General features: G+C 73.6%; 22 protein-coding genes. 21 read left to right on the top strand and 1 reads right to left on the bottom strand.

What is annotated here, in order from left to right; all coding sequences use genetic code 11:
- Window position 1 precedes the first annotated feature (1 nt).
- Both CMS_RS10125 and CMS_RS10120 read left to right on the top strand, forming a co-directional pair.
- Window positions 2-1,111, top strand: a complete 1,110-nt coding sequence (locus tag CMS_RS10125) for a D-alanine--D-alanine ligase family protein (RefSeq protein WP_041464608.1) — start codon at window positions 2-4, stop codon at window positions 1,109-1,111.
- Window positions 1,112-1,150: 39 nt separating this feature from the next.
- A complete protein-coding gene (locus CMS_RS10120) occupies window positions 1,151-2,149 on the top strand; it encodes a glycosyltransferase family 2 protein (protein WP_086935907.1) in 999 nt (332 codons plus the stop codon).
- On the opposite strand, the gene CMS_RS10115 is transcribed toward CMS_RS10120, so the two are convergent.
- A complete protein-coding gene (locus tag CMS_RS10115) occupies window positions 2,106-2,612 on the bottom strand; it encodes a DUF3515 domain-containing protein (RefSeq protein ID WP_012299365.1) in 507 nt (168 codons plus the stop codon). The genes CMS_RS10120 and CMS_RS10115 overlap by 44 nt on opposite strands.
- Before the next feature lie 24 nt (window positions 2,613-2,636).
- Here CMS_RS10115 and CMS_RS10110 point away from each other — a divergent pair, with 24 nt between their 5' ends.
- From CMS_RS10110 to rpoZ, 19 genes are all read left to right on the top strand, one after another.
- Complete coding sequence (locus CMS_RS10110) at window positions 2,637-3,794, top strand: thiamine-phosphate kinase (protein WP_012299364.1); 1,158 nt, start codon at window positions 2,637-2,639, stop codon at window positions 3,792-3,794.
- A 97-nt stretch (window positions 3,795-3,891) separates the two neighbouring features.
- Window positions 3,892-4,854 carry an IS481-like element IS1121 family transposase gene (locus tag CMS_RS16640; RefSeq protein ID WP_012296866.1) on the top strand — a complete coding sequence of 321 codons (963 nt, stop codon included), beginning with the start codon at window positions 3,892-3,894 and terminating at the stop codon, window positions 4,852-4,854.
- 23 nt (window positions 4,855-4,877) lie between these two features.
- Window positions 4,878-5,318: a type II 3-dehydroquinate dehydratase gene (locus tag CMS_RS10100; RefSeq protein ID WP_012299363.1), complete on the top strand. Its 441-nt coding sequence runs from the start codon at window positions 4,878-4,880 to the stop codon at window positions 5,316-5,318.
- Between the two features lie 111 nt (window positions 5,319-5,429).
- On the top strand, window positions 5,430-5,993 hold the full coding sequence (efp, locus tag CMS_RS10095) for an elongation factor P (protein WP_012038481.1): 564 nt from the start codon (window positions 5,430-5,432) through the stop codon (window positions 5,991-5,993).
- Window positions 5,994-5,996: 3 nt separating this feature from the next.
- Complete coding sequence (gene nusB / locus CMS_RS10090; RefSeq protein ID WP_012299362.1) at window positions 5,997-6,410, top strand: transcription antitermination factor NusB; 414 nt, start codon at window positions 5,997-5,999, stop codon at window positions 6,408-6,410.
- Window positions 6,411-6,486: 76 nt separating this feature from the next.
- On the top strand, window positions 6,487-8,115 hold the full coding sequence (locus CMS_RS10085) for a lamin tail domain-containing protein (protein ID WP_012299361.1): 1,629 nt from the start codon (window positions 6,487-6,489) through the stop codon (window positions 8,113-8,115).
- Window positions 8,116-8,216: 101 nt separating this feature from the next.
- Window positions 8,217-9,080 (top strand): ABC transporter ATP-binding protein, encoded by an 864-nt coding sequence (locus CMS_RS10080; RefSeq protein ID WP_041464607.1) that lies wholly within the window; start codon window positions 8,217-8,219, stop codon window positions 9,078-9,080.
- Between the two features lie 82 nt (window positions 9,081-9,162).
- On the top strand, window positions 9,163-10,215 hold the full coding sequence (locus CMS_RS10075) for an aliphatic sulfonate ABC transporter substrate-binding protein (protein ID WP_012299359.1): 1,053 nt from the start codon (window positions 9,163-9,165) through the stop codon (window positions 10,213-10,215).
- On the top strand, window positions 10,212-11,087 hold the full coding sequence (locus CMS_RS10070) for an ABC transporter permease (protein WP_012299358.1): 876 nt from the start codon (window positions 10,212-10,214) through the stop codon (window positions 11,085-11,087). The genes CMS_RS10075 and CMS_RS10070 overlap by 4 nt, the downstream gene beginning before the upstream one ends.
- Before the next feature lie 73 nt (window positions 11,088-11,160).
- Window positions 11,161-13,185, top strand: a complete 2,025-nt coding sequence (gene acs / locus CMS_RS10065) for an acetate--CoA ligase (protein WP_012299357.1) — start codon at window positions 11,161-11,163, stop codon at window positions 13,183-13,185.
- A gap of 111 nt (window positions 13,186-13,296) precedes the next feature.
- Window positions 13,297-13,881 (top strand): bifunctional pyr operon transcriptional regulator/uracil phosphoribosyltransferase PyrR, encoded by a 585-nt coding sequence (pyrR, locus tag CMS_RS10060; protein ID WP_012299356.1) that lies wholly within the window; start codon window positions 13,297-13,299, stop codon window positions 13,879-13,881.
- Complete coding sequence (locus CMS_RS10055; protein ID WP_012299355.1) at window positions 13,878-14,834, top strand: aspartate carbamoyltransferase catalytic subunit; 957 nt, start codon at window positions 13,878-13,880, stop codon at window positions 14,832-14,834. The genes pyrR and CMS_RS10055 overlap by 4 nt, the downstream gene beginning before the upstream one ends.
- Entirely contained in the window at window positions 14,831-16,222 is a 1,392-nt protein-coding gene (locus tag CMS_RS10050; RefSeq protein ID WP_012299354.1) for a dihydroorotase, read from the top strand. Before CMS_RS10055 ends, CMS_RS10050 begins: the two co-directional genes overlap by 4 nt.
- Window positions 16,219-16,746 carry a PH-like domain-containing protein gene (locus CMS_RS10045; RefSeq protein WP_012299353.1) on the top strand — a complete coding sequence of 176 codons (528 nt, stop codon included), beginning with the start codon at window positions 16,219-16,221 and terminating at the stop codon, window positions 16,744-16,746. The genes CMS_RS10050 and CMS_RS10045 overlap by 4 nt, the downstream gene beginning before the upstream one ends.
- A 5-nt stretch (window positions 16,747-16,751) precedes the next feature.
- Entirely contained in the window at window positions 16,752-17,921 is a 1,170-nt protein-coding gene (gene carA / locus CMS_RS10040) for a glutamine-hydrolyzing carbamoyl-phosphate synthase small subunit (RefSeq protein ID WP_041464992.1), read from the top strand.
- A complete protein-coding gene (gene carB, locus CMS_RS10035; RefSeq protein ID WP_012299351.1) occupies window positions 17,921-21,211 on the top strand; it encodes a carbamoyl-phosphate synthase large subunit in 3,291 nt (1,096 codons plus the stop codon). Before carA ends, carB begins: the two co-directional genes overlap by 1 nt.
- Window positions 21,208-22,101 (top strand): orotidine-5'-phosphate decarboxylase, encoded by an 894-nt coding sequence (gene pyrF, locus CMS_RS10030; RefSeq protein WP_012299350.1) that lies wholly within the window; start codon window positions 21,208-21,210, stop codon window positions 22,099-22,101. Before carB ends, pyrF begins: the two co-directional genes overlap by 4 nt.
- Window positions 22,098-23,006: a guanylate kinase gene (gene gmk, locus CMS_RS10025; protein WP_041464606.1), complete on the top strand. Its 909-nt coding sequence runs from the start codon at window positions 22,098-22,100 to the stop codon at window positions 23,004-23,006. Before pyrF ends, gmk begins: the two co-directional genes overlap by 4 nt.
- Before the next feature lie 48 nt (window positions 23,007-23,054).
- Window positions 23,055-23,324, top strand: a complete 270-nt coding sequence (gene rpoZ / locus CMS_RS10020) for a DNA-directed RNA polymerase subunit omega (protein WP_012038467.1) — start codon at window positions 23,055-23,057, stop codon at window positions 23,322-23,324.
- Window positions 23,325-23,377 lie beyond the last annotated feature (53 nt).

Genomic DNA, 23,377 nt, shown 5'->3' with positions numbered 1-23,377 from the left:
CATGACCGCACGGATCCGGGTGGTGCTGCTCTTCGGCGGCACCTCCAGCGAGCACTCCATCAGCTGCGCGACCGCGAGCGGCGTGCTGGGCGCGATCGACCGGGAGCGGTTCGAGGTGATCCCCGTGGGGATCACGCCCCGCGGCGCCTTCACGCTGCAGGAGGACGACGCATCCGCCCTCGCGCTCGACGCCGCGGCCCTGCCCGAGGTCGTCGACGACGGCTCGCGCGTGCGCTGGCCCGAGGACGCGGGCAGCCGCGAGCTCACGGTGCGCGACGCGGACGGCACCGAGCGGTCGCTCGGCCCGGTCGACGTCGTGTTCCCGATCCTGCACGGCACGCAGGGCGAGGACGGGACGGTCCAGGGCATGCTCGAGCTCGCCGGCCTGCCGTACGTCGGGTCGGGCGTTCTCGCCTCGGCGCTCGGCATGGACAAGCACTACGCGAAGACGGTGCTGCGGGCGGCGGGCATCGAGGTGGCGCCGTGGACCACGGTGTCGCGTCAAGAGTGGGCCGCCGACCCCGCGGGCGTCCGTGAGCGTGCCGCCGCGCTCGGGCTGCCGGCGTTCGTGAAGCCCGCGCGGGCCGGGTCCAGCGTGGGCGTCAGCCGCGTCGTCGCGACTGACGGGCTCGACGCCGCCCTCGAGGTCGCGTTCCGCGAGGACGACCGCGTGCTCGTCGAGTCGGGGCTCGTCGGCCGCGAGGTCGAGTGCGCGATCCTCGACGAGGGTCCGGGCCGGGCGCCGAGCGCATCCGTCGCGGGTGAGATCGTGGTGTCCGGCCGCGACTTCTACGACTTCGACGCGAAGTACCTCGGCGCGGACGGCATCGACCTCGTGTGCCCCGCCGACATGACCGACGCGGAGCTCGCCGAACTGCGGGAGCTGTCGATCCGCGCCTTCCGGGCGGTGGACGCGCGCGGGCTGGCCCGCGTGGACTTCTTCCTCACGGCGGACGGCTTCGTGCTCAACGAGATCAACACGATGCCGGGCTTCACGCCCATCTCGATGTTCCCCGCGTGCTGGGAGGCCTCGGGCCTCGCGTACCCGGACCTCATCTCCCGCCTGCTGGACGTGGCGCTCGCGTGGGAGGCGGATGCCGCCCGCGCTTGAGGCCGGTCACGCCCGGGCGATGAGCCTAGGCTCGGACGCATGCTCCTAGGACGATCCGTCGCCCGGCCCCGCCTCCGTCCCGACGCCCGACCCGGTCCGCTCGTGCGGCTCGGCGACCGGGCCTGCGGCGGCCCAGGGGCGTCGCGTCCGGCACGGCTCGGGAGCACCGTGTCGGGGCGCGGCCCGTCGACCGCCCGCCCCACGATCTCGGTCGTCATCCCCGTGCGCGACGACGCGGGGCACCTGCGCGCGTGCCTCCAGGCCCTCGCGGGGCAGACCGTGGCGCCCGACGAGGTCGTGGTGGTCGACAACGCATCCAGCGACGACAGCGCCGAGTTCGCGCGCCTCGCGGGTGCGCGCGTCGTGCACGAGCCCGTCGTGGGGATCCCGGCGGCCGCGTCCGCCGGCTACGACGCCGCGCGCCACGAGGTCATCGCCCGCCTCGACGCCGACTGCGTGCCGCCCGCCGATTGGATCGAGCGCCTCGGCGACGTGCTCGCCGCACGTCCCGACGTCGCCGCCGTCACGGGTGCGGCGCGCTTCCTCGACGGCCCCCGCGCGCTCCGCGGCATCGCGGCCGTCTCCTACCTCGGCGCCTACTTCGGGTCGGTGACGCTCGCGCTCGGGCACCCGCCGCTGTTCGGATCCAACTTCGCGCTCCGCCGGGACGCCTGGCTCGAGGTCCGCGACGAGGTGCACCGCGAGGGCACTCACCTGCACGACGACATCGACCTGTCGGTGCACCTGGGGCCCGAGCACCGCATCGTGCTCGACACGCACCTGCGGATGCAGATCAGCATGCGGCCCCTCACCGCGCCGTCGACCCTGCCGCTGCGGATGAGCCGGGGCATGGCGTCGCTGACCGTGCACTGGCCGCGCGAGCTGCCGTGGCTGCGCTGGTGGCGCACCGGTCGGCTGGCGCTGCACGAGCGCGGTGCGCGGCGCGCGGTCGCGGCCGGGCGGACGGGATCCGCGGAGCCCGCGGGCCTTCCCGTCAGCTCCCCGGAGGCGGCGCGTCGCCGAGGTCCTGCGCGCTGACGCACTTCGCGGTCTGCGGGATGACCGCGACGACGCCGCTGAGGTCGGTGAGCGCGGTGTAGCTCGCCTGCGTGGAGTCGATGACGACCTCGACGGCGGGCGTGCGGCCGTAGGTCGTGTACCGGATGTCGGGGGCGCGCGAGTCGTCCTCGACCCAGTCGACGTCGTCGTAGCTGATGCACGCGTCCGTGGTGGGGCCGGGCGTCGCGACGCCGCAGCGGAGGATCACGGTGCTCTGCGGGTCGCCCCATGCGCCCGTGCCCTGCGCGTCGGTCTCGCGCAGCGGCGCGGTGCCGAGCGTGGCGGGGAGGTGGACGACCACGTCGGCGCAGAGCGGGTCCGTCGCGCCGGGCGCGGCCTCGAGCGAGACCGTGGGGGAGCAGCCGGCGAGGAGGAGGGCGATGCCGCACGCGGCGGCTGCGGCGGCGGTGCGCAGGGCGCGGGCGGGGCGGCGGGGAGTCATCGCGATCAGGCTACCGTGGCAGTCGTGACGACTCCTGGGACGCCCTCCGACGCGGATCCGACCGACGGGGGCTCCGGACGGAGCCGCGTCGACGCGGCCGACGTCCCGACCGACGGCCCGGCCGACGACGACGCGACGCTCGGGAGCGCGGGCGAGCTCGCGACACTGGCGCGGATCCTCCCGCACCTGCCCGAGGCGGACGACGCCGAGGTGGGCCCGGGCGACGACTGCGCGGTCGTGCGCGCCCCGGACGGCCGGTTCGTGATCACCACCGACATGATGATCGAGGGCCCCGACTTCCGCCTCGCCTGGTCGACGCCGCACGACCTCGGGCGGCGCGCCGCGACCTCGAACCTGGCCGACGTGGCCGCCATGGGCGCCCGGCCCACCGCGCTCCTCGTGGCCATCGCCGCCCCCGCGGGCACGCGCGTCGCCGAGCTCGAGGCCCTCGCCGACGGGCTCCGCGAGGGCTGCCGCCTCCAGGCCCCCGGCTGCGGCGTCGTGGGCGGTGACCTGTCCGTCTCGGACGCGCTGGTGATCACGGTCACGGCCACGGGCGACCTCGAGGGGCGCGGTCCCGTGCTGCGCTCGGGGGCCCGACCCGGCGACGTGGTCGCGGTGGCCGGCACGCTCGGCATGGCCGCGGCCGGCGTCCGGCTCCTGTTCGACGAGGCCAGGAGCCCCGACGCGGACGGCGTGCCCGTGCCCGACGCCGCCCTCGCCCGGACGCTCCGGGTGTCCCACCCGGCCGCGGTGGAGGCGCAGCTGGCGCCGGTCGCGCCGCTCACGGCGGGGGTCGACGCGGCGCGCGCCGGGGCGACCGCCATGCTCGACGTCTCCGACGGCCTCCTCCTCGACCTCGGCCGCATGGCCCGCGCGAGCGGCGTGGGCATCGACCTCGGATCCGCCGCCCTCGCCGACGACGCGCGCCGCGTCGCCGCCGCGCACCCGTCGCCGCCGCCCGCGGCGCTCGACCTCGTGCTCACCGGGGGAGAGGACCACGCGCTGGTCGCGGCGTTCCCGGCGGGCGCGGCGCTGCCGGATCCGTTCCGCGCGATCGGCGTGGTCGCGCACGCCGGTCCCGACGGTCCGGCCGTGACGGTCGATGGCGCGCCGTACGCCGGGCCGCAGACGGCGCTCGGCGGGTGGGATCCCTACGCGGACTGGGACGGGGCGCGCTAGGTGTACTCGGCCGTGACGTTGGTGACACTTCGGGGCGTGTGAAGAGGCCTCCTGGCTTGATGGAGCTGTTCAGTTCAACCATCGCCAGGAGGCCTCGATGTCCCACGGTAATGCTCGTCTGACGGTTCACGGGAGGGTTCTCCTCGTGCGGCGGGTGGTGGAGGATCGTCGGCCGGTCGCGCACGTCGCGCGGGAGCTGGGGGTGTCGCGGCAGTGCGCGCATCGATGGGTGAACCGGTTCCGTGCCGAGGGGCTGCGAGGGCTGACGGATCGGTCATCGCGGCCCCGGTCAGTACCGAGGCGAACGAGCCCGGAGCGGGAACGGGCCGTGCTGGAAGCGCGGGCCCAGTTGCGGGCGGGTCCTGCGCGGCTGGCGCCGGTGACAGGTGTTCCATCCCGTACGATCTCCCGCATCCTGCGCCGGCACGGGGCGCCGCCGTTGGCATGGTTGGACCCCGTCACCGGGGCCGTGATCCGGGCATCCCGGTCAACGGCGCACCGGTATGAGCACGAGCATCCGGGTGATCTGATCCACGTGGACGTGAAGAAGCTCGGGAGGATCCCGGACGGAGGCGGCTGGCGGGTCCACGGGCGCAGCGAGCAGGTCCGCGGCCGCGGGATCGGGTTCGATTACGTCCATGCCGCGGTCGATGACCACACCCGTCTCGCCTACGCGGAGATCCATCCCGATGAGAAAGGCGCGACCGCGGCCGGGTTCCTGACCCGCGCAGCGGCGTACTTCGCCGGGCGCGGGATCACCCGGATCGAGCGGGTCATCACGGACAACGCGTTCGCCTACCGGCACTCGACCGCGTTCAAGAACGCCGTCCAGGACCTGGGCGCGCGGCAGAAGTTCATCCGCCCGCACTGCCCCTGGCAGAACGGCAAGGTCGAGCGCTTCAACCGGACCCTCGCGACCGAGTGGGCCTACCGGCAACCCTTCACCAGCAACCAACACCGGGCCGACGCGCTTGACCCCTTCATCGAGCACTACAACACTGAACGAATCCACTCAAGCCACGGGCTCACGCCCGCGGCCCGAGTGTCACCAACGTCATGACCCAGTACACCTAGGCTGGTCGCATGACACGCGTGCTCGTCCTCAACGGCCCCAACCTCGGACGGCTCGGCAGCCGCGAGCCCGACGTGTACGGCACGGGATCCCTCGACGACCTCCGCCGCGAGCTCGTCGCGTTCGCGCCCGACGACGTCGAGATCGACCTGCGGCAGACCGACGACGAGGCGACCCTCATCGGCTGGCTTCATGAGGCCGTCGACGCCCGGACCCCCGTGATCATGAACCCCGCCGCCTTCACGCACTACTCGTACGCGCTCCGCGACGCCGCGGCGCTCGTGACGAAGGCCGGCATCCTCCTCATCGAGGTGCACATCTCCAACCCGCACGCGCGGGAGGAGTTCCGGCACCAGAGCGTCATCTCGCCCGTCGCCACGGGCGTCATCGCGGGCCTCGGGCAGGGGTCCTACCTCCTGGCCCTCGCGCACGTCGTGACCGGCACCCGTTAGGCTGAACCCTCGGTTCGCCCCGCCGCCCGCACAGGTCGGCGCACGGCATCCCCGTGCGGCCGCACCGACGCCGCACCTCCCGCTCGTCGAACAGGCAAGGACCCTCCCCGCATGGCCTCTACCGCTGACATCAAGAACGGCGTCGTCCTCAACATGGACGGCCAGCTGTGGACCGTCATCGAGTTCCAGCACGTCAAGCCGGGCAAGGGCGGCGCGTTCGTGCGCACCAAGGTCAAGAACGTGATGAGCGGCAAGGTCGTCGACCGCACGTTCAACGCGGGCGCGAAGATCGAGACCGAGACGGTCGACCGCCGGGACTTCCAGTACCTCTACGCCGACGGCGAGAACTTCGTGTTCATGGACACGAGCGACTACGACCAGATCACGCTGTCCGCCGCGCAGGTCGGCGACGCGAAGAACTTCATGCTCGAGAACCAGGACGTCACCGTGGCGCTGCACAACGGCGAGGGGCTCTACGTCGAGCTGCCCGCGTCGGTCGTGCTCACCATCACGTACACGGAGCCGGGCCTGCAGGGCGACCGCTCGACGGGCGGCACCAAGCCCGCGACGGTCGAGACCGGGCACCAGATCCAGGTCCCGCTCTTCCTCGAGCAGGGCACGCGCGTCAAGGTGGACACCCGCACGGGCGACTACCTCGGCCGCGTCACCGACTGACCCGTGAGCGCACGCACCAAGGCGCGCAAGCGCGCCCTCGACGTCCTCTACGTCGCGGACATCCGCGGCGAGTCCATCCCCGCGACCCTCGCGGTCGAGCAGCAGCGCGCCGCGGCCGAGCCCGACCGGCAGGCGTCTTGGGCATACGCGCGCGAGATCGCCGAGGGGTTCGTCGAGCACCAGGACGAGATCGACGAGCTCATCGAGACGTACTCGGTGAACTGGACGCTCGCCCGCATGCCCGCCGTCGACCGCGCGATCCTGCGCATCGGCATCTGGGAGATCCTCTTCAACGCCGACGTGCCCGACGGCGTCGCGATCTCGGAGAGCGTCGACCTCGCATCGTCCCTGTCCACGGACGAGTCGGCCTCGTTCGTGAACGGCATGCTGGCGCGGATCGCGGCGGCGCAGGCCTAGGTCCGGCGTCCGCTGTTGACACGGCGGGCACGGATCGCGAGGGGCTGCCACTCTCGAGCGGGAGAGGAGGCCTCCCATGACCTCGACCGTCACGCGCCTCACAACCCTCGCCGCGGCCCTCGCCTTCGCGACGGTGGGGGCAGTCGGCATCCCCGCAGCTCACGCCGCGACGCCCACGTCTTCCGTGCGGATCAACGAGATCGAGTCGGACGGCGGCGATCCGGGTGACTGGGTCGAGCTGACGGACGCCGGCACGGCGACCGCCGATCTCGGCGGCTACGTCCTCACGGACGACGACCCGACCCATCGCTACGTCATCCCCGGCGGCACGCGCGTCGAGCCAGGGCGGTTCCTCGTGATCGAGGAGGCGGCTAACAGGTCATCCGGCTTCGACTTCGGCCTGGGGTCCGCCGACTCCGTGCGCCTGCTGGCCCCCGACGGCACGGTGATCGACGAGCACAGCTGGACGCACCACTCGCCGACGACGCTCGGCCGGATCCCGGACGGCACGGGCTCCTTCGGCGACACGGCGCGCGCGACAAAGGGTGCGCCGAACGCCGCCCCGCTGCCTCTCGCGACGCGACCGTGGCCGGGCTCGCCCGCTCTCACCCCGGTGGACAGCACGGCCGCCTTCACCGGCAGCCTGAGCGGCCTCGACATCGAGCCGTCCGGCACGGCTGCCCCCGGCGTCCTCTGGGGCGTCGAGAACGATGCGGGCACGCTCTACCGGCTGCTCGCGCAGCCGGACGGGTCACGCCGGTCGGACCCGTCGCCAGCGTGGCGGGACGGCCGCACGCTCCGCTTTCCGGATGGCACGGGGACCGTCGATGCCGAGGGCGTGACCGTCGCCCACGACTCCTCCGCTGGCGGGGTCTACGTGGCGTCCGAGCGCGACGAGGACCGGCCGACGGTGAGCCGGCCCTCCGTGCTGCGGTACGACGTGTCAGGTCCGGCCACGACGCTCGCCGCGACCGATGAGTGGGACCTGGCAGACGATCTGCCGGGCCTCGGCGCGAACTCGGGCCCGGAGGGCGTCACGTGGATCCCGGACGCTTTCCTCACCGCGCACCGCTTCGTCGACGCGCGCACCGGCCGCGCGTACCGGCCGTCGGACTACCCCGGCCATGGGGGCGGGCTCTTCCTCGTGGGCGTCGAGGGCACGGCCTCCGTATACGCGTACGCGCTGATGCCGGGCGGGACCCACGCGCTCATCGCGACGATCCCGACGCCATTCGCGGTGGTCGCCGACGTGCAGTTCGACCGGGACCTCGGTGCGATGTGGGTCGCCTGCGATGATGCGTGCGCGGGGCGGACGGCGCTGTACACCATCGATGCATCGGGCGTGTTCGCACGGGAGGCCGCCTTCGAGGCCCCCGCGGACGCGGATCCGGCGCTCCAAGACGAAGGGTTCGCGATCGACACGGTGGCGACGTGCGTGAACGGATCCCGAGCGACGTACTACGCGGACGGCGCCGACACCGACGGGCACTCCCTGCGCCGGGGGTCGTACCGATGCGCGTCGCGGGCCGCCCCAGCGAGCAGGGATCCTGGCGCGCGCGGCGCGGGCGGATCGCCCGGGCTGCTCGCGAAGACCGGCGGCCCGGCCGCGGACGCGGGGATGACGGCCCTCGGCGCGCTGCTCGTCGTCCTTGGCGCGGGAGCGATGTGCGTGGCGCGCGTGCTCCGGCGGCGCGTGGCGGTATGACGCGCGCGTCGCGCACGCGCCGTGCGACGCCGTGTTACGGCGCGCGTCGGCGCATGACGGCGTCCGAGACGCGGGGTCGCGGCCGGTCGTAGCGTCGGCTCATGTCCGTCGTCTCCTCTGCCCGTGCCGCATCCGCCGCCGCTCCCCTCGTTCCCGCGGAGGCGTCCGCCGCGTCGCCTGCCGGGTCGATCGAGCTCCGCGGGGTCGGCAGGTCGTTCGCCGGCGACGGATCCCGCGCCAGGCGCACCGTGCTGCGCGACGTGGACCTCGACCTCGCCGCGGGCGACGTCGTCGCCGTCCTCGGGCCGTCCGGCTGCGGGAAGTCGACCCTCCTCCGCCAGGTGAGCGGGCTCGACCGGCCCGACACCGGATCCATCCGCATCGACGGCACTCCCGTGCGCGACGTCGACCAGCGGTCCGCCGTCGCGTTCCAGGAGCCGCGGCTGCTGCCGTGGCGCACCATCCGCGCGAACGTGCGTCTCGGCCTGCCCCGCGACGTGCCGCGCGCCGAGGGCGACGCCCGCGTCGAGGACCTCCTCGAGCTCACCGGCCTCGCCGAGGCCGCCGACCTCCGTCCCCGGCAGGTCTCCGGCGGCATGGCCCAGCGCGCCTCGCTCGCCCGCGCGCTCGCCCGGCGGCCCCGCGTCCTCGTGCTCGACGAGCCCTTCGGGGCGCTGGACGCCCTCACGCGCCTCCGCATGCAGGACCTGCTGCTCGACGTGCACGCCGCGATCCCGACCACGGTCCTCCTCGTCACGCACGACGTGGACGAGGCCCTGCACCTCGCCGACCGCGTGGTGCTGCTCGGGCCGGATCCCGCGCCGGGCGCCGCCCCCGGCGCGACCGTCCGCCGTCTCCTCGAGGTGCCGGGCGCCCGCCCGCGCGACCGCGGGGACGCGACCCTCGCCGCCCTCCGCGCCGAGCTGCTCGAGGGGCTCGGCGTCCCGGGCCACCGGGCACGCTGAGCCGGACCCAACACCACGACCCCCCACCGCCACGACCCACCGCCACCGCCCGCATCACCCGACACCGCACCGAGGACCCACCGTGACCCGTCTCCTGCCCCGCAGATCCATCCCCGCCCTCGCGCTCGCGAGCGCCGCCGCGATGCTCCTCGCCGGATGCTCCGCGGGGGAGGGCTCGTCCGTCGCCCCCGCCGCCGGCGCGTCCGCGGATCCCGCGGGCTGGAGCGCCGACGCGCTCACCCTCGACTGGGCGACCTACAACCCGCTGAGCCTCATCGTGAAGGACCAGGGCCTCGTGGAGAAGCGGCTCGGGTCGGACGTGAAGGTCGACTGGGTGCAGAGCGCGGGATCCAACAAGGCCAACGAGCTGCTGCGCGCGGGTGCCGTCGACGTGGGATCCACCGCCGGGTCCGCCGCGCTCCTCGCCCGGGCCAACGGCTCGCCCATCCGCACCATCGACGTGTACTCGCAGCCCGAGTGGACCGCGATCGTCGTGCCGAAGGGGTCGCCCATCACGAGCGTCGACCAGCTCCGCGGCGCCGACATCGCCGCGACGAAGGGCACCGACCCCTACTTCTTCCTGCTCCAGACGCTCGAGCAGGCGGGCATCCCCGCCTCCGACGTCACCATCCAGAACCTCCAGCACGCCGACGGCCGTGCCGCGCTCGAGAACGGCTCGGTCGACGCGTGGGCCGGGCTCGACCCGCTCATGGCCGCGAGCGAGGCCGAGGCGGGATCCACGCTGCTGTACCGGAACGTGGACTTCGCGACGTACGGGTTCCTCAACGCCACGCAGTCGTTCCTCGACGCGTCGCCCGACCTCGCGCAGGCCGTCGTCGACTCCTACGAGGAGGCGCGAGCCTGGGCCGTCGCGCACCCCGACGAGACGGCCGCGATCCTGGCGCAGGCCGCGGCGATCGACCCGGCCGTCGCATCGACCGTCATCGACCGCACGAACCTGGGCGTCGATCCCGTGCCCGGTGCCGCGCAGCGGTCCGTGCTGGAGCGCGTCGGCCCGATCCTCGTGGCCTCTGGCGACGTCCCCGACCAGGGGAAGGTCGACGAAGCGCTCGACGAGCTGTTCGAGCCGCGGTTCGCCGAGGCCGCCGATCCCGCCTCGGGGTCGGCCGGATGACCGCGATCCGGCCCGGGCGGGAGGACGTCCGCGGCTCCGGGACCGGCGTCCCGGACGACGACGGCACCGACGTCGCGGGCGGCGCCAGCGTCGCCCGCCCCGCCTCGGGGCGCGCGACCGGCCGCTCGCTCCTCCGGGTCGCCATGGGCCTCGTGGTCCCCGCCATCGTGGTCGGGCTCTGGGTGGTCGTCACCGCCACGGGCGTGGTCCCGCCGCACCTGCTCCCCGCGCCGCTCGACATGGTGCGCGCCGGCGTGCAGCTCGCCGAGCAGGGGATCCTCGGGCAGTACGTCGCCATCTCGCTGCAGCGCGTGCTGCTCGGCTTCGCGCTCGGTGCCACGGTCGGCCTCGTCCTCGGCGCCGTCGTCGGCCTGTCGCGCGTCGGCCGGCTCCTCCTCGCGCCGACCGCGGGCGCGTTCCGCACCGTGCCGTCGCTCGCGTGGGTGCCCCTGCTCCTGCTCTGGATGGGGATCAACGAGGACTCCAAGGTCACGCTCGTCGCCATCGGCGCGCTGTTCCCCGTGTACACGACGGTCGCGGGCGCGCTCCGGCACGTGGACCCGCACCTCGTGGAGGCAGGGCGCGCGTTCGGGCTCACGCGGATCCCGCTGCTGGTCACCGTGCAGCTGCCCGCCGTGCTGCCCGCTGTGGTCTCGGGCCTCCGGCTCGCGCTCGCGCAGTCGTGGCTGTTCCTCGTGGCGGCGGAGCTGCTCGCCGCGTCGATGGGGCTCGGGTACCTGCTCACGGAGTCCTCGGCGAACGGGCGCGTCGACCGGGTGCTGCTCGCGATCGTGCTGCTGGCGGTGCTCGGCGCCGTCACCGACGCCGTCGTGGGCCTCGTGGAGCGGGTGCTCGTGCGCCGTTGGGGCTAACGGCGGCCGGCTCCGTGTCGTCGCGTGACGTCCCGGTTCCGGATCCCGGCCGGCGCGCACGTAGCGTCGGCGCATGACCTCGCAGCGCACCGAGCAGGCCGAGACCGCACCCGCCGCCGAGCAGGACCTCTTCCCGCCGCCCGCCGCGCTCGCCGCGTCGGCGAACGTCACGGCGGAGGCGTACGTGCGCGCCGAGGCGGATCCGGTCGCCTTCTGGGAGGAGGCCGCCCGCCGCCTCGACTGGGAGACGCCCTGGCACACGGCGCACACGTGGATCCCGCCGGTCGCCGCCGACGGCACCCCGCAGGTCCCCGCCGCCACGTGGTTCGCGGGCGGCCGGCTCAACGTCGCCGCCAACTGCGTCGACCGCCACGTCGCGGCGGGCCGGGGCGAGAAGGTCGCGCTGCACTTCGAGGGCGAGCCCGGCGACCGGCGCACGGTCACCTACCGCGACCTCCAGGAGGAGGTGTCCCGCGCCGCCAACGCCCTCACCGCGCTCGGCGTCGGCCCCGGCGACCGCGTCGTGATCTACCTGCCCGTGCTCGTGGAGACGATCGTCGCGACCCTGGCGGTGGCGCGCATCGGCGCCGTCCACTCGCTCGTCTTCGGCGGCTTCTCCGCGGAGGCGCTGCGCTTCCGGGTGGAGGACACGGGCGCGAAGCTCCTCATCACGAGCGACGGGCAGAACCGCCGCGGATCCGCCGTCGCCACGAAGCCGCAGGCCGACGAGGCCGTGGCGGGCGTCGCGTCGATCGAGCACGTGCTCGTCGTCCGCCGCACCGGCCAGGACGTGCCGTGGACCGCGGGCCGCGACGTCTGGTGGCACGACGCCGTGGGATCCGCGTCGCCCGAGCACGAGCCGCGCGCCTTCGACGCCGAGCATCCGCTCTTCATCATCTACACGTCCGGCACCACGGGCCGCCCCAAGGGCCTCGTGCACACCTCCGGCGGCTACCTCGCCCACGCGTCCTGGGCGCACTGGGCGCACTTCGACGCGAGGCCCGACGACGTGCACTGGTGCACGGCCGACCTCGCGTGGGTCACCGCGCACACCTACGAGATCTACGGGCCGCTGTCCAACGGCCTCACGCAGGTGATCTACGAGGGCACGCCCGACACGCCCCACCGCGGCCGGCACCTCGAGGTCATCGAGCGGTACGGCGTCACGACCTACTACACGGCGCCCACGCTCATCCGCTCGCTCATGGGCTGGTACCCCGACGGCGTCGCCGGGCACGACCTGTCGAGCATCCGGCTGCTGGGATCGGTGGGGGAGGCCATCAACCCCGCGGCCTGGCGCTGGTTCCACCGCGAGATCGGCGGAGGATCCGCGCCCGTCGTCGACACGTGGTGGCAGTCGGAGACGGGGGCCGCCGTCATCGCGCCGCTGCCCGGCGTCTCGACCCTCAAGCCCGGAGCCGCCGGCCGCGCCCTGCCCGGCTTCCGGGTCGACGTGGTCGACGACGACGGCGAACCCACGGCGCCGGGCGAGGCCGGCCTCCTCGTGATCCAGCGTCCCTGGCCCGGCATGGCCCGCACGGTGTGGGGCGACCCGGCCAGGTACCGCAGCGCCTACTGGGAGCGCTTCGCCGACCGCGGCTGGTTCCTCGCCGGCGACGGCGCCCGGCGCGACGCCGACGGCGACATCGCGCTCCAGGGTCGGATCGACGAGGTCGTCAACGTCTCCGGGCACCGGCTGTCCACCATCGAGATCGAGTCGGCGCTCGTCGCGCACCCGCGGGTGGGGGAGGCGGGCGTGACGGGCGTCGCCGACGACCTCACCGGCCAGCGCGTGGTCGCGTTCGTCGTCCCGCGCGGCGACGACCGCCCCGCGGACGACGACGCGGCCGGCTGGGCCGCGCTCGCCGCGGAGCTCGGGCCCGTCCTCACGGCCCACGTCGCGCGCGCCATCGGGCCGGTCGCGAAGCCCCGCCGCATCGTCGCCGTGCCGGACGTGCCGAAGACGCGCTCGGGCAAGATCATGCGCCGCCTCCTCGCCGACCTGGTCGAGGGCCGGACCCTCGGCGACGCCACCAGCCTGCAGGACGCGGCCGTGCTGGGCCGGATCCGCGCGGTGCTCGACGCGTCCGCGCGCTGAGGACACGCGCGGGCCGTGCGGCGGGCCCCGCGTCCGGGGGACACCCGCTAGAGTGTCCGCGGAACAGACCACCTTTAACATCCGTCCCGAGAGGCGGGGAAGGAGGTCGGATTGCCTCAGCGCACCGTGCTGCAGCCCTCTGACATCACCCGAGCGCTCACGCGCATCGCCCACGAGATCCTCGAGTCGAACCGCGGCCCCCACGGCCTGCTGCTCCTCGGGATCCCCACCCGCGGCACCGTCCTCGCCGAGCGCATCGGCCGGATCATCGCCCGCCTCGAGCCCGAGGCCCCCGCCGACCTGGTGGGCTCGCTCGACGTCACCATGTACCGCGACGACCTGCAGCGGAACCCGACCCGCGCGCCGTCGCCCACGCGCCTGCCCGCCGGCGGCGTCGACGGCCGCACGGTCGTGCTCGTCGACGACGTGCTCTTCTCCGGCCGCACCGTGCGCGCCGCCCTCGACGCCATCGGCGACCTCGGCCGCCCCACGGCCGTGCGCCTCGCCGCCCTGGTCGACCGCGGCCACCGCGAGCTCCCCATCCGCGCCGACTTCGTGGGCAAGAACCTGCCGTCGAGCCTCTCCGAGCGGATCTTCGTCCGGCTCGACGAGACCGACGGCGAGGACTCGGTGAGCATCGCCGGGCCCGACGACGAGCCCGCCACCGGGTCCGCCGCCGAGGGGACGACCCGATGAGGCACCTGCTCTCCACCCGCGACCTGTCCCGCGACGAGGCCGTGCGCATCCTCGACGTCGCCGAGGACATGGCCGACGTCGGCACGCGCGAGATCAAGAAGACCCCCGCCCTCCGCGGCCGCACGGTCGTCAACCTCTTCTTCGAGGACTCGACCCGCACCCGCATCTCGTTCGAGGCGGCCGCGAAGCGCCTCTCGGCCGACGTCATCAACTTCAGCGCCAAGGGGTCGAGCGTCTCCAAGGGCGAGAGCCTCAAGGACACCGCGCAGACCCTGCAGGCGATGGGCGCCGACGGCGTGGTCGTCCGGCACCCGTCCTCGGGCGCGCCGCACACGCTCGCGGGCAGCGGGTGGATCGACGCCGGCATCGTCAACGCGGGCGACGGCACGCACGAGCACCCCACGCAGGCGCTGCTCGACGCGTTCACCATCCGCCGCCGGCTGCACGGATCCGCCGCGCGCGGGAAGGGCCTCGACGGCACGCGCGTCGTCATCGTCGGCGACGTGCTCCACTCCCGCGTCGCCCGCTCGAACGCGTGGCTGCTCACGACGCTCGGTGCCGAGGTCACGCTCGTCGCGCCGCCCACGCTCGTGCCGGTGGGCGTCGGATCCTGGCCCGTCACCGTCCGCTACGACCTCGACGCCGCCCTCCGCGACGGCGCGCCCGACGCCGTGATGATGCTCCGCATCCAGGCCGAGCGCATGCGCGCCGCCTTCTTCCCCAACCCGCGCGAGTACGCGCGCATCTGGGGACTCGACGACGCGCGGCTCGCCCTCCTCGGGCCCGATACGATCGTCATGCACCCGGGGCCCATGAACCGCGGGCTCGAGATATCCGCCGCCGCCGCCGACTCGGAGAGGTCCACGGTGCGCGAGCAGGTCGCCAACGGCGTCTCGGTGCGCATGGCCGTCCTCTACCTCCTGCTGTCCGGCGACGGGAAGGCCGACCGATGACCCAGAACGACACCCACCTGATCCGCGGCGCGACCCTGCCGTCGGGCGAGCGCGCCGACATCCTCGTCGCCGACGGGCTGATCCGCGAGATCGGGCCCGACCTCGACGCGCCCGCCGGTGCCCACGTGGTCGGGGCCGACGGCCTCGTCGCGCTGCCCGGCCTCGTCGACCTGCACGTGCACCTCCGCGAGCCCGGCTACGAGCAGAGCGAGACCGTGCTCACCGGATCCCGCGCGGCGGCCCTCGGCGGCTTCACCGCGGTCTTCGCGATGGCGAACACCATGCCCGTGCAGGACACCGCGGGCGTCGTCGAGCAGGTCAAGGCCCTCGGCGACGCGGCCGGCTACGCGACCGTGCGCCCCATCGGCGCCGTGTCGGTGGGCCTCGCCGGGGAGTCGATGGCGGAGATCGGCGCGATGGCCTCCAGCCGGGCGGCCGTCCGCGTCTTCTCCGACGACGGGAAGTGCGTCTCGGATCCGCTGCTCATGCGCCGCGCGCTCGAGTACGTGAAGGCCTTCGACGGCGTCATCGCGCAGCATGCGCAGGACCCGCGCCTCACCGAGGGCGCCACCATGAACGAGGGCGCGCTGTCCGGCGAGCTCGGCATCACGGGCTGGCCCGCGGTCGCCGAGGAGTCGATCATCGCGCGCGACGTGCTGCTCGCCGAGCACGTCGGATCCCGCCTGCACGTCTGCCACGTCTCCACCGCGGGCTCCGTCGACGTGATCCGCTGGGCCAAGGCCCGCGGCGTCGACGTCACCGCGGAGGTCACGCCGCACCACCTCCTCCTCACCGAGGACCTGGTCGCCGGCTACGACGCCCGCTACAAGGTGAACCCGCCGCTCCGCCGCCGCGAGGACGTGGAGGCCCTCCGCACCGCCCTCGCCGACGGCACGATCGACGTGGTCGCGACCGACCACGCGCCGCACCCGACCGAGGCCAAGGACTGCGAGTGGGACGCGGCCGCGTTCGGCATGGTCGGCCTCGAGTCGGCGCTCTCGGTCGTCCAGCTCGCCATGGTCGACACCGGCCTCCTCGACTGGGCGGGCGTCGCGCGCGTCATGTCGCACGCGCCCGCGCGCATCGGCCGGCTCGCCGAGCACGGGCACGCGCTGGCGGGCGGATCCCCGGCCGACATCACGCTGTACGACCCGTCCGCGTCGCGCGTCTTCGGCCGCGACGACCTCGGCGGCCTCAGCGGCAACTCGCCCTACCTCGAGATGACGCTGCCCGGCCGCGTGGTCGCGACCTTCCACCGCGGCTACCCGACCGTGCTCGACGGCGCGCTCGTCGACCGCGAGACCGTCGCGCGCGCCGCCGTCCTCCGCGACCGCGCGGACGCCGACGCACGCGACGCCGCCGTGGCGACGCGGGGGAGCGGCGCATGAGCGGCCGCCTCGGACCCGCGGTCACCGTGATCGCGCTCCTCGTCCTCCTGCTCGCCCTCATGGTGCTCGGCTGGCGCGCGCGACGCCGCCGCCAGCGCGCGCTGCCGGAGCCGCCGAGTCCGCCCGCCGGGCTCGGCGCGCCCGTCCTCGAGGTCGACGTGCTCTACGTCGCCACGACCACGGCCGGCGAGCCCCTCGACCGGCTGACCGTCCGCCCCCTCGGCTTCCGCGGCCGCGCGGCGGCCCGGGTGCACGACGCGGGGCTCGTGCTCGCGATCGACGGCGAGCGCGAGGTGCTCGTGCCCGCTGACAGGATCACCGGATCCGGGCTCGCGACCTACGCGATCGACCGCGTCGTGGAGGAGGGCGGCCTCGTGGCCGTCACCTGGGTCCTCGACGAGACCGCGGGCACCTCGGTCGACACGTACCTCCGGGTGATCGACCCGCGCGAGAAGACCGCGCTCGTCGACGCCCTCCACCAGATCCCGCGCCTCGCGCACGACGACGACAACGAAGGGAAGTGACCGACATGGCCCGACACGAACCGGCGGTCCTGGTACTCGAGGACGGGCGGAGGTACGTCGGACGCGCGTACGGCGCCCGCGGCGTGAGCCTCGGCGAGGCCGTCTTCGCCACCGGCATGACCGGCTACCAGGAGACGATCACCGACCCGTCCTACGCGGGGCAGATCGTCCTCCAGACGGCGCCGCACATCGGCAACACCGGCATGAACGACGACGACATGGAATCGCGCCGCATCTGGGTCGCCGGCTACGTCGTCCGCGACCCCTCCCGCGTGGTCTCGAACTTCCGCGGCACGCGCACCCTCGAGGACGACCTCGTCGCCCAGGGCGTCGTCGGCATCTCCGGCATCGACACGCGCGCGGTCACGCGCCGGATCCGCGACGAGGGCGCCATGCGCGCCGGCGTCTTCTCCGGCGAGGCCGCGTCGCTCAGCGACGAGGAGCAGCTCGCGCAGGTGCGGCAGGCGCCCGACATGGCGGGCCGCAACCTCTCCGCCGAGGTCTCGACCCGGGAGACGTACACGATCCCCGCGGTCGGCGAGCGCATCGGATCCGTCGCCGTGCTCGACCTCGGCATCAAGACCGCGACGGTCAAGCACCTCGCCGCTCGCGGCCTCGACGTGCACGTCGTGCCGCAGTCGATCACCACGGCCGAGCTCGAGGAGCTGGCGCCCACCGCGGTCTTCTACTCGAACGGCCCCGGCGACCCCGAGGCCTCGCAGTACCACGTCGAGCTGCTCCAGGACGTGCTGCGGAAGGGCATCCCGTTCTTCGGGATCTGCTTCGGCAACCAGCTCCTCGGCCGCGCCCTCGGCTTCGACACCTACAAGCTGCCCTTCGGCCACCGCGGGATCAACCAGCCCGTGCTCGACCGCCGCACCGGCCGCGTCGAGATCACGAGCCAGAACCACGGCTTCGCGGTGTCCGCGCCGCTCGACGGACCGGTGGACAGCCCCGCCGGCTTCGGCCGCGCGGAGGTCAGCCACGTCTCGCTCAACGACCAGGTCGTCGAGGGCCTCAACTGCCTCGACATCCCCGCGTTCAGCGTCCAGTACCACCCGGAGGCGGCCGCGGGCCCGCACGACTCGTCGTACCTCTTCGACCGGTTCGTCCAGCTGATCCACGACGCGTCGGGCACCGCCCCCGCCGCCGCGACCCCCCAGGAGACCGTGTAATGCCCAAGCGCGACGACATCAACAGCGTCCTCGTCATCGGCTCCGGGCCGATCGTCATCGGCCAGGCCGCCGAGTTCGACTACTCCGGCACGCAGGCCTGCCGCGTGCTCCGCGAGGAGGGCGTGCGCGTCATCCTCGTGAACTCGAACCCCGCCACGATCATGACCGACCCGGGCTTCGCAGACGCGACCTACATCGAGCCGATCACGAGCGAGGTGCTCGAGAAGATCATCATCAAGGAGCGCCCCGACGCGGTGCTCCCGACGCTCGGCGGCCAGACGGCGCTCAACGCGGCCATCCGCCTCGACGAGCTCGGCATCCTCGCCAAGCACGGCGTGGAGCTCATCGGCGCCAAGGTCGAGGCCATCCAGAAGGGCGAGGACCGCCAGCTCTTCAAGGACCTCGTCATCGAGTCCGGCGCCGACGTCGCCCGCTCGCACGTCGCGAAGACGCTCGAGCAGGCCGTGGAGTTCGCCGAGGACCTCGGCTACCCGCTCGTGATCCGCCCGTCCTTCACCATGGGCGGCCTCGGCTCCGGCTTCGCGCACACGCGTCAGGAGCTCGAGCGCATGGTCGCCGACGGCCTGCAGTCGAGCCCCACCACCGAGGTGCTCCTCGAGGAGTCGATCCTCGGCTGGAAGGAGTACGAGCTGGAGCTCATGCGCGACACGGCCGACAACACGGTCGTCGTCTGCTCCATCGAGAACGTCGACCCGGTCGGCGTGCACACGGGCGACTCGATCACGGTCGCGCCGGCGCTCACGCTCACCGACCGCGAGTACCAGCACATGCGCGACATCGGCATCGACATCATCCGCCGGGTGGGCGTCGACACGGGCGGCTGCAACATCCAGTTCGCGGTGGACCCGACGAACGGCCGCCTCATCGTCATCGAGATGAACCCGCGCGTCTCCCGTTCCAGCGCGCTTGCGTCGAAGGCCACGGGCTTCCCGATCGCCAAGATCGCGGCGAAGCTCGCCATCGGGTACCGCCTCGACGAGATCCCGAACGACATCACCAAGGTCACGCCCGCGAGCTTCGAGCCCACGCTCGACTACGTGGTCGTCAAGGTGCCGCGGTTCGCGTTCGAGAAGTTCCCGGCCGCCGACGCCGAGCTCACGACCACCATGAAGTCGGTGGGCGAGGCCATGGCCATCGGACGCAACTACTCCACTGCGCTGCAGAAGGCGCTGCGCTCGCTCGAGAAGCGCGGATCCTCGTTCCACTGGGGCGCCGAGAGCCGCTCGGTCGAGGAGCTGCTCGAGACGAGCCGGATCCCCACCGACGGCCGCATCGTCACGGTGCAGCAGGCGCTCCGCGCGGGCGCGACCCCGGAGCAGGTCTTCGACGCTACGAAGATCGACCCCTGGTTCATCGACCAGATCGTGCTCATCAACGAGGTCGCCGACGCCGTGCGCGACGCCGACGAGCTCGACGCCCCGACGCTCCGCGAGGCGAAGGACCACGGCTTCTCGGACGCGCAGATCGCCGAGATCCGCGGGATCGGCGAGCAGGAGGTGCGCGACGCGCGCCACGCCGCCGGCATCCGCCCGGTCTTCAAGACGGTCGACACGTGCGCGGGCGAGTTCCCCGCCCTCACGCCGTACCACTACTCCAGCTACGACTCCGAGACGGAGATCGTGCCGTCCGACCGCCGCAAGGTGATCATCCTGGGCTCGGGCCCGAACCGCATCGGCCAGGGCATCGAGTTCGACTACTCGTGCGTCCACGCGTCCTTCGCGCTGGCCGACGCCGGGTTCGAGACCATCATGATCAACTGCAACCCGGAGACGGTCTCGACCGACTACGACACGAGCGACCGGCTCTACTTCGAGCCGCTCACGCTCGAGGACGTGCTCGAGATCGTGCACGTCGAGCAGCAGGCGGGCGAGCTCGTCGGCGTCGTCGTGCAGCTCGGCGGCCAGACCGCGCTCGGGCTCGCGAAGGGCCTCGAGGCCGCGGGCGTCCCGATCCTCGGCACGAGCCCCTCGGCCATCGACCTCGCGGAGGAGCGGGGCCTGTTCTCCGGGATCCTCGACGCCGCCGGGCTCGTCGCCCCGCGCAACGGCACGGCCGTCGCGATCGACGAGGCCGTGGTCGTCGCGGAGGAGATCGGCTACCCCGTGCTCGTCCGCCCGAGCTACGTGCTCGGCGGCCGCGGCATGGAGATCGTGTTCGACACCGCGACGCTGCACGACTACTTCCTGCGCATGGCCGACCAGGGCATCATCGGCGAGGGGAAGCCCCTCCTCATCGACCGGTTCCTCGACGACGCCATCGAGATCGACATCGACGCCATCTACGACGGCACCGAGCTCTACGTCGGCGGCGTGATGGAGCACATCGAGGAGGCCGGGATCCACTCGGGCGACTCGAGCTGCACGCTCCCGCCCGTGACGCTCGGCCGCGGCCAGATCCAGCAGGTCGTCGACGCCACGCGCGCCATCGCCGAGGGCGTGGGCGTGCGCGGCCTCCTCAACGTGCAGTTCGCGATCGGTGCTGGCGTGCTCTACGTCCTCGAGGCGAACCCGCGCGCGAGCCGCACGGTGCCGTTCGTCTCCAAGGCGCTCGGCATCCCGCTCGCGAAGGCCGCGTCGCTCGTCATGGTCGGCACCTCGATCGCCGAGCTCAAGGCCTCGGGCCTCCTCCCCGAGCGCGACGGATCCGACGTGCCGATGGACTCGCCCGTCGCCGTCAAGGAGGCCGTGCTGCCCTTCAAGCGGTTCCGCACGAAGGACGGCCTCATCGTCGACTCCGTGCTCGGCCCGGAGATGCGATCCACCGGCGAGGTCATGGGCATCGACCGCGACTTCCCGCGCGCGTTCGCGAAGAGCCAGGAGGCGGCGTTCGGCGGCCTCCCGCTCTCCGGCACGGTGTTCGTCTCGGTCGCCGACCGCGACAAGCGCTCGATCGTGCTGCCGGTGCTCCGGCTCCAGCAGCTGGGCTTCGAGGTGCTCGCGACCGCGGGCACGGCGGAGATCCTCAGCCGCAACGGGATCCAGGCGCGCGTCGTCCGCAAGTACAGCGAGGAGCCCGCGGCGGGCGACTCGCCGTCGATCGTCGACCTCATCAACCGCGACGAGGTCGACGTCGTCATCAACACGCCGTCGGGCCGCACGGCGCGCGCGGACGGCTACGAGATCCGCGCGGCGGCCGTGGCGGCCGACAAGCCGCTGTTCACGACCATCGCGCAGCTCACGGCCGCGGTGGCGTCCTTCGACGCCATCCGCGCCGGCTTCGACGTCACGAGCCTGCAGGACTACGCGATCGCCCGCGAGGCCCGCAGGTGACGACCGCGGACGGCGGGGCGGTTCCCGACGCCCCGTCGTTCGGCGCGCGGCTGGCCCGCACCTTCCGCGTGCACGGGCACCTCTGCGTGGGCATCGACCCGCACCGGTCGCTGCTCGACGCGTGGGGCCTCGACGACGACGCACGCGGCCTCGAGGAGTTCGGGCTGCGCGTGGTGGAGGCGACCGCGGGGCGCGCCGGCATCGTCAAGCCGCAGGTCGCGTTCTTCGAGCGCCACGGATCCGCCGGGTACGCCGCCCTCGAGCGCGTGCTCGCCGCCGCGCGCGACGCCGGCCTCCTCGTGATCGCCGACGCCAAGCGCGGCGACATCGGCTCCACGGTCGACGCGTACGGCGCCGCGTGGCTCGCGCCCGACAGCGCGCTGCGCGCTGACGCCGTGACCCTCACGGCGTACACGGGCGTCGGATCCCTCGACGGCGTGCGCGCCGCCGCGGACGGCTGGGGCGCGGGCGTCTTCGTCCTCGCCGCGACCTCCAACCCGGAGGCGCGCGACCTGCAGCGCGCCGTGCTCCCGGGTGACGGATCCGCCGCCGCCCGCACGGTCGCCCGGGGGATCCAGGACGCCGCCGTCGCCGCGAATGGCCCGCTCGACGACCCGTCGGCCGATCCCGGGTCATTCGGCCTCGTCGTCGGCGCGACCGTCGACGCCGCCGACGCCGGCCTCGACCTCGCCCGGCTCACCCGCACGCCGATCCTCGCGCCCGGCTTCGGCCACCAGGGCGCGCTGCTCGGCGATGTCCGGTCGCTGTTCGGACCGGCCGCCGGCGTTGTGATCGCGGCCGCGTCGCGGAGTATCCTCACGGCAGGGCCACGGCGTGTCGCGGAGGCCGTCACCGACCACGCCGGACGACTCGAAGAGGTGCTGCCATGAGGCCCGAACCACCCGAGGTCGACCGGGTCGCCGCATCGCAGGCCGCCGTCGCCGCCCGCCGCGCACGCGCGCAGGTGAAGCACGACATCGTCACGGGGGAGCGCACGCCGCTGGGCGTCCTCGACGCGTCGGCGGATCCCGGACACCGCGCCGAGGCCACGCTCCGCGTCACCGAGTTCCTCACCAGCATCCCGAACATCGGCCCCACCAAGCTCGAGCGGATCCTCGGCGACCTCGGCATCTCCACGGCCAAGCGCCTCGGCGGGCTGGGCGTGCACCAGCGCGTGCGCCTCACCCGGTTCCTCGAGGAGTGGCAGGCCGCCAAGCAGATCGTCGAGCCCAGCCGGCTCGTCGTGCTCGCGGGACCCACGGCGGTCGGCAAGGGCACGGTCTCCACCTTCATCCGCGAGAACGAGCCCGACGTGCTGCTCTCCGTCTCCGCCACCACGCGCGCGCCGCGTCCGGGCGAGGTCGAGGGCGTCAACTACTACTTCGTCTCCGACGCCGAGTTCGACCGCATGGTCGAGCACGAGGAGCTGCTCGAGTGGGCCACGGTGCACAACGCCCACCGCTACGGCACGCCGCGCGCGCCGATCGACGCCGCGCTGGCCGAGGGCCGCAGCGTCCTGCTCGAGATCGACATCCAGGGCGCGCGCCAGGTGAAGGCCGCGATGCCCGAAGCGCGCCTCGTGTTCCTGCTGCCGCCCACCTGGGAGGAGCTCGTGCGCCGCCTGGTCGGTCGCGGCACCGAGGGGCCCGAGGAGCAGCAGCGCCGCCTGGACACCGCGAAGGTCGAGCTGGCCGCGCAGGACGAGTTCGACCACCTCGTCGTCAACCGGGATGTCGCGGAGGCGGCGCGCGAGGTCGTAGACTTGATGAGATCCAGGAAGGCCGTCGGTCCATGAAGCGGACCTGCACGGCCTTCTTCCATGCAATGAGGAAGCGGCACATCCATGGTTGACAAGACCCAGGGCATCATCGACCCGCCCATCGACGAGCTCCTCTCGAAGGTCGACTCGAAGTACGCGCTCGTGATCTTCGCCTCCAAGCGGGCCCGCCAGATCAACGACTACTACGCCGACCTGCACGAGGGCAGCCTGTTCGACAACGTCGGACCGCTCGTCGACAGCACCATCGACGACAAGCCCCTCTCGGTCGCCATGCACGAGATCAACGAGGACAAGCTCGTCGCCACGCCCATCGTGGAGCCCGCGGCCTCCTAGCCGCTCGCCGTCCCGGATGCCCCGCGCCGACCGCACGCCGCACGTCCTCCCCG

It is taken from the genome of Clavibacter sepedonicus, from assembly GCF_000069225.1.
GTDB classification, from domain to species: Bacteria; Actinomycetota; Actinomycetes; order Actinomycetales; family Microbacteriaceae; genus Clavibacter; species Clavibacter sepedonicus.
This window is presented reverse-complemented; position numbering and strand designations above follow the sequence as displayed.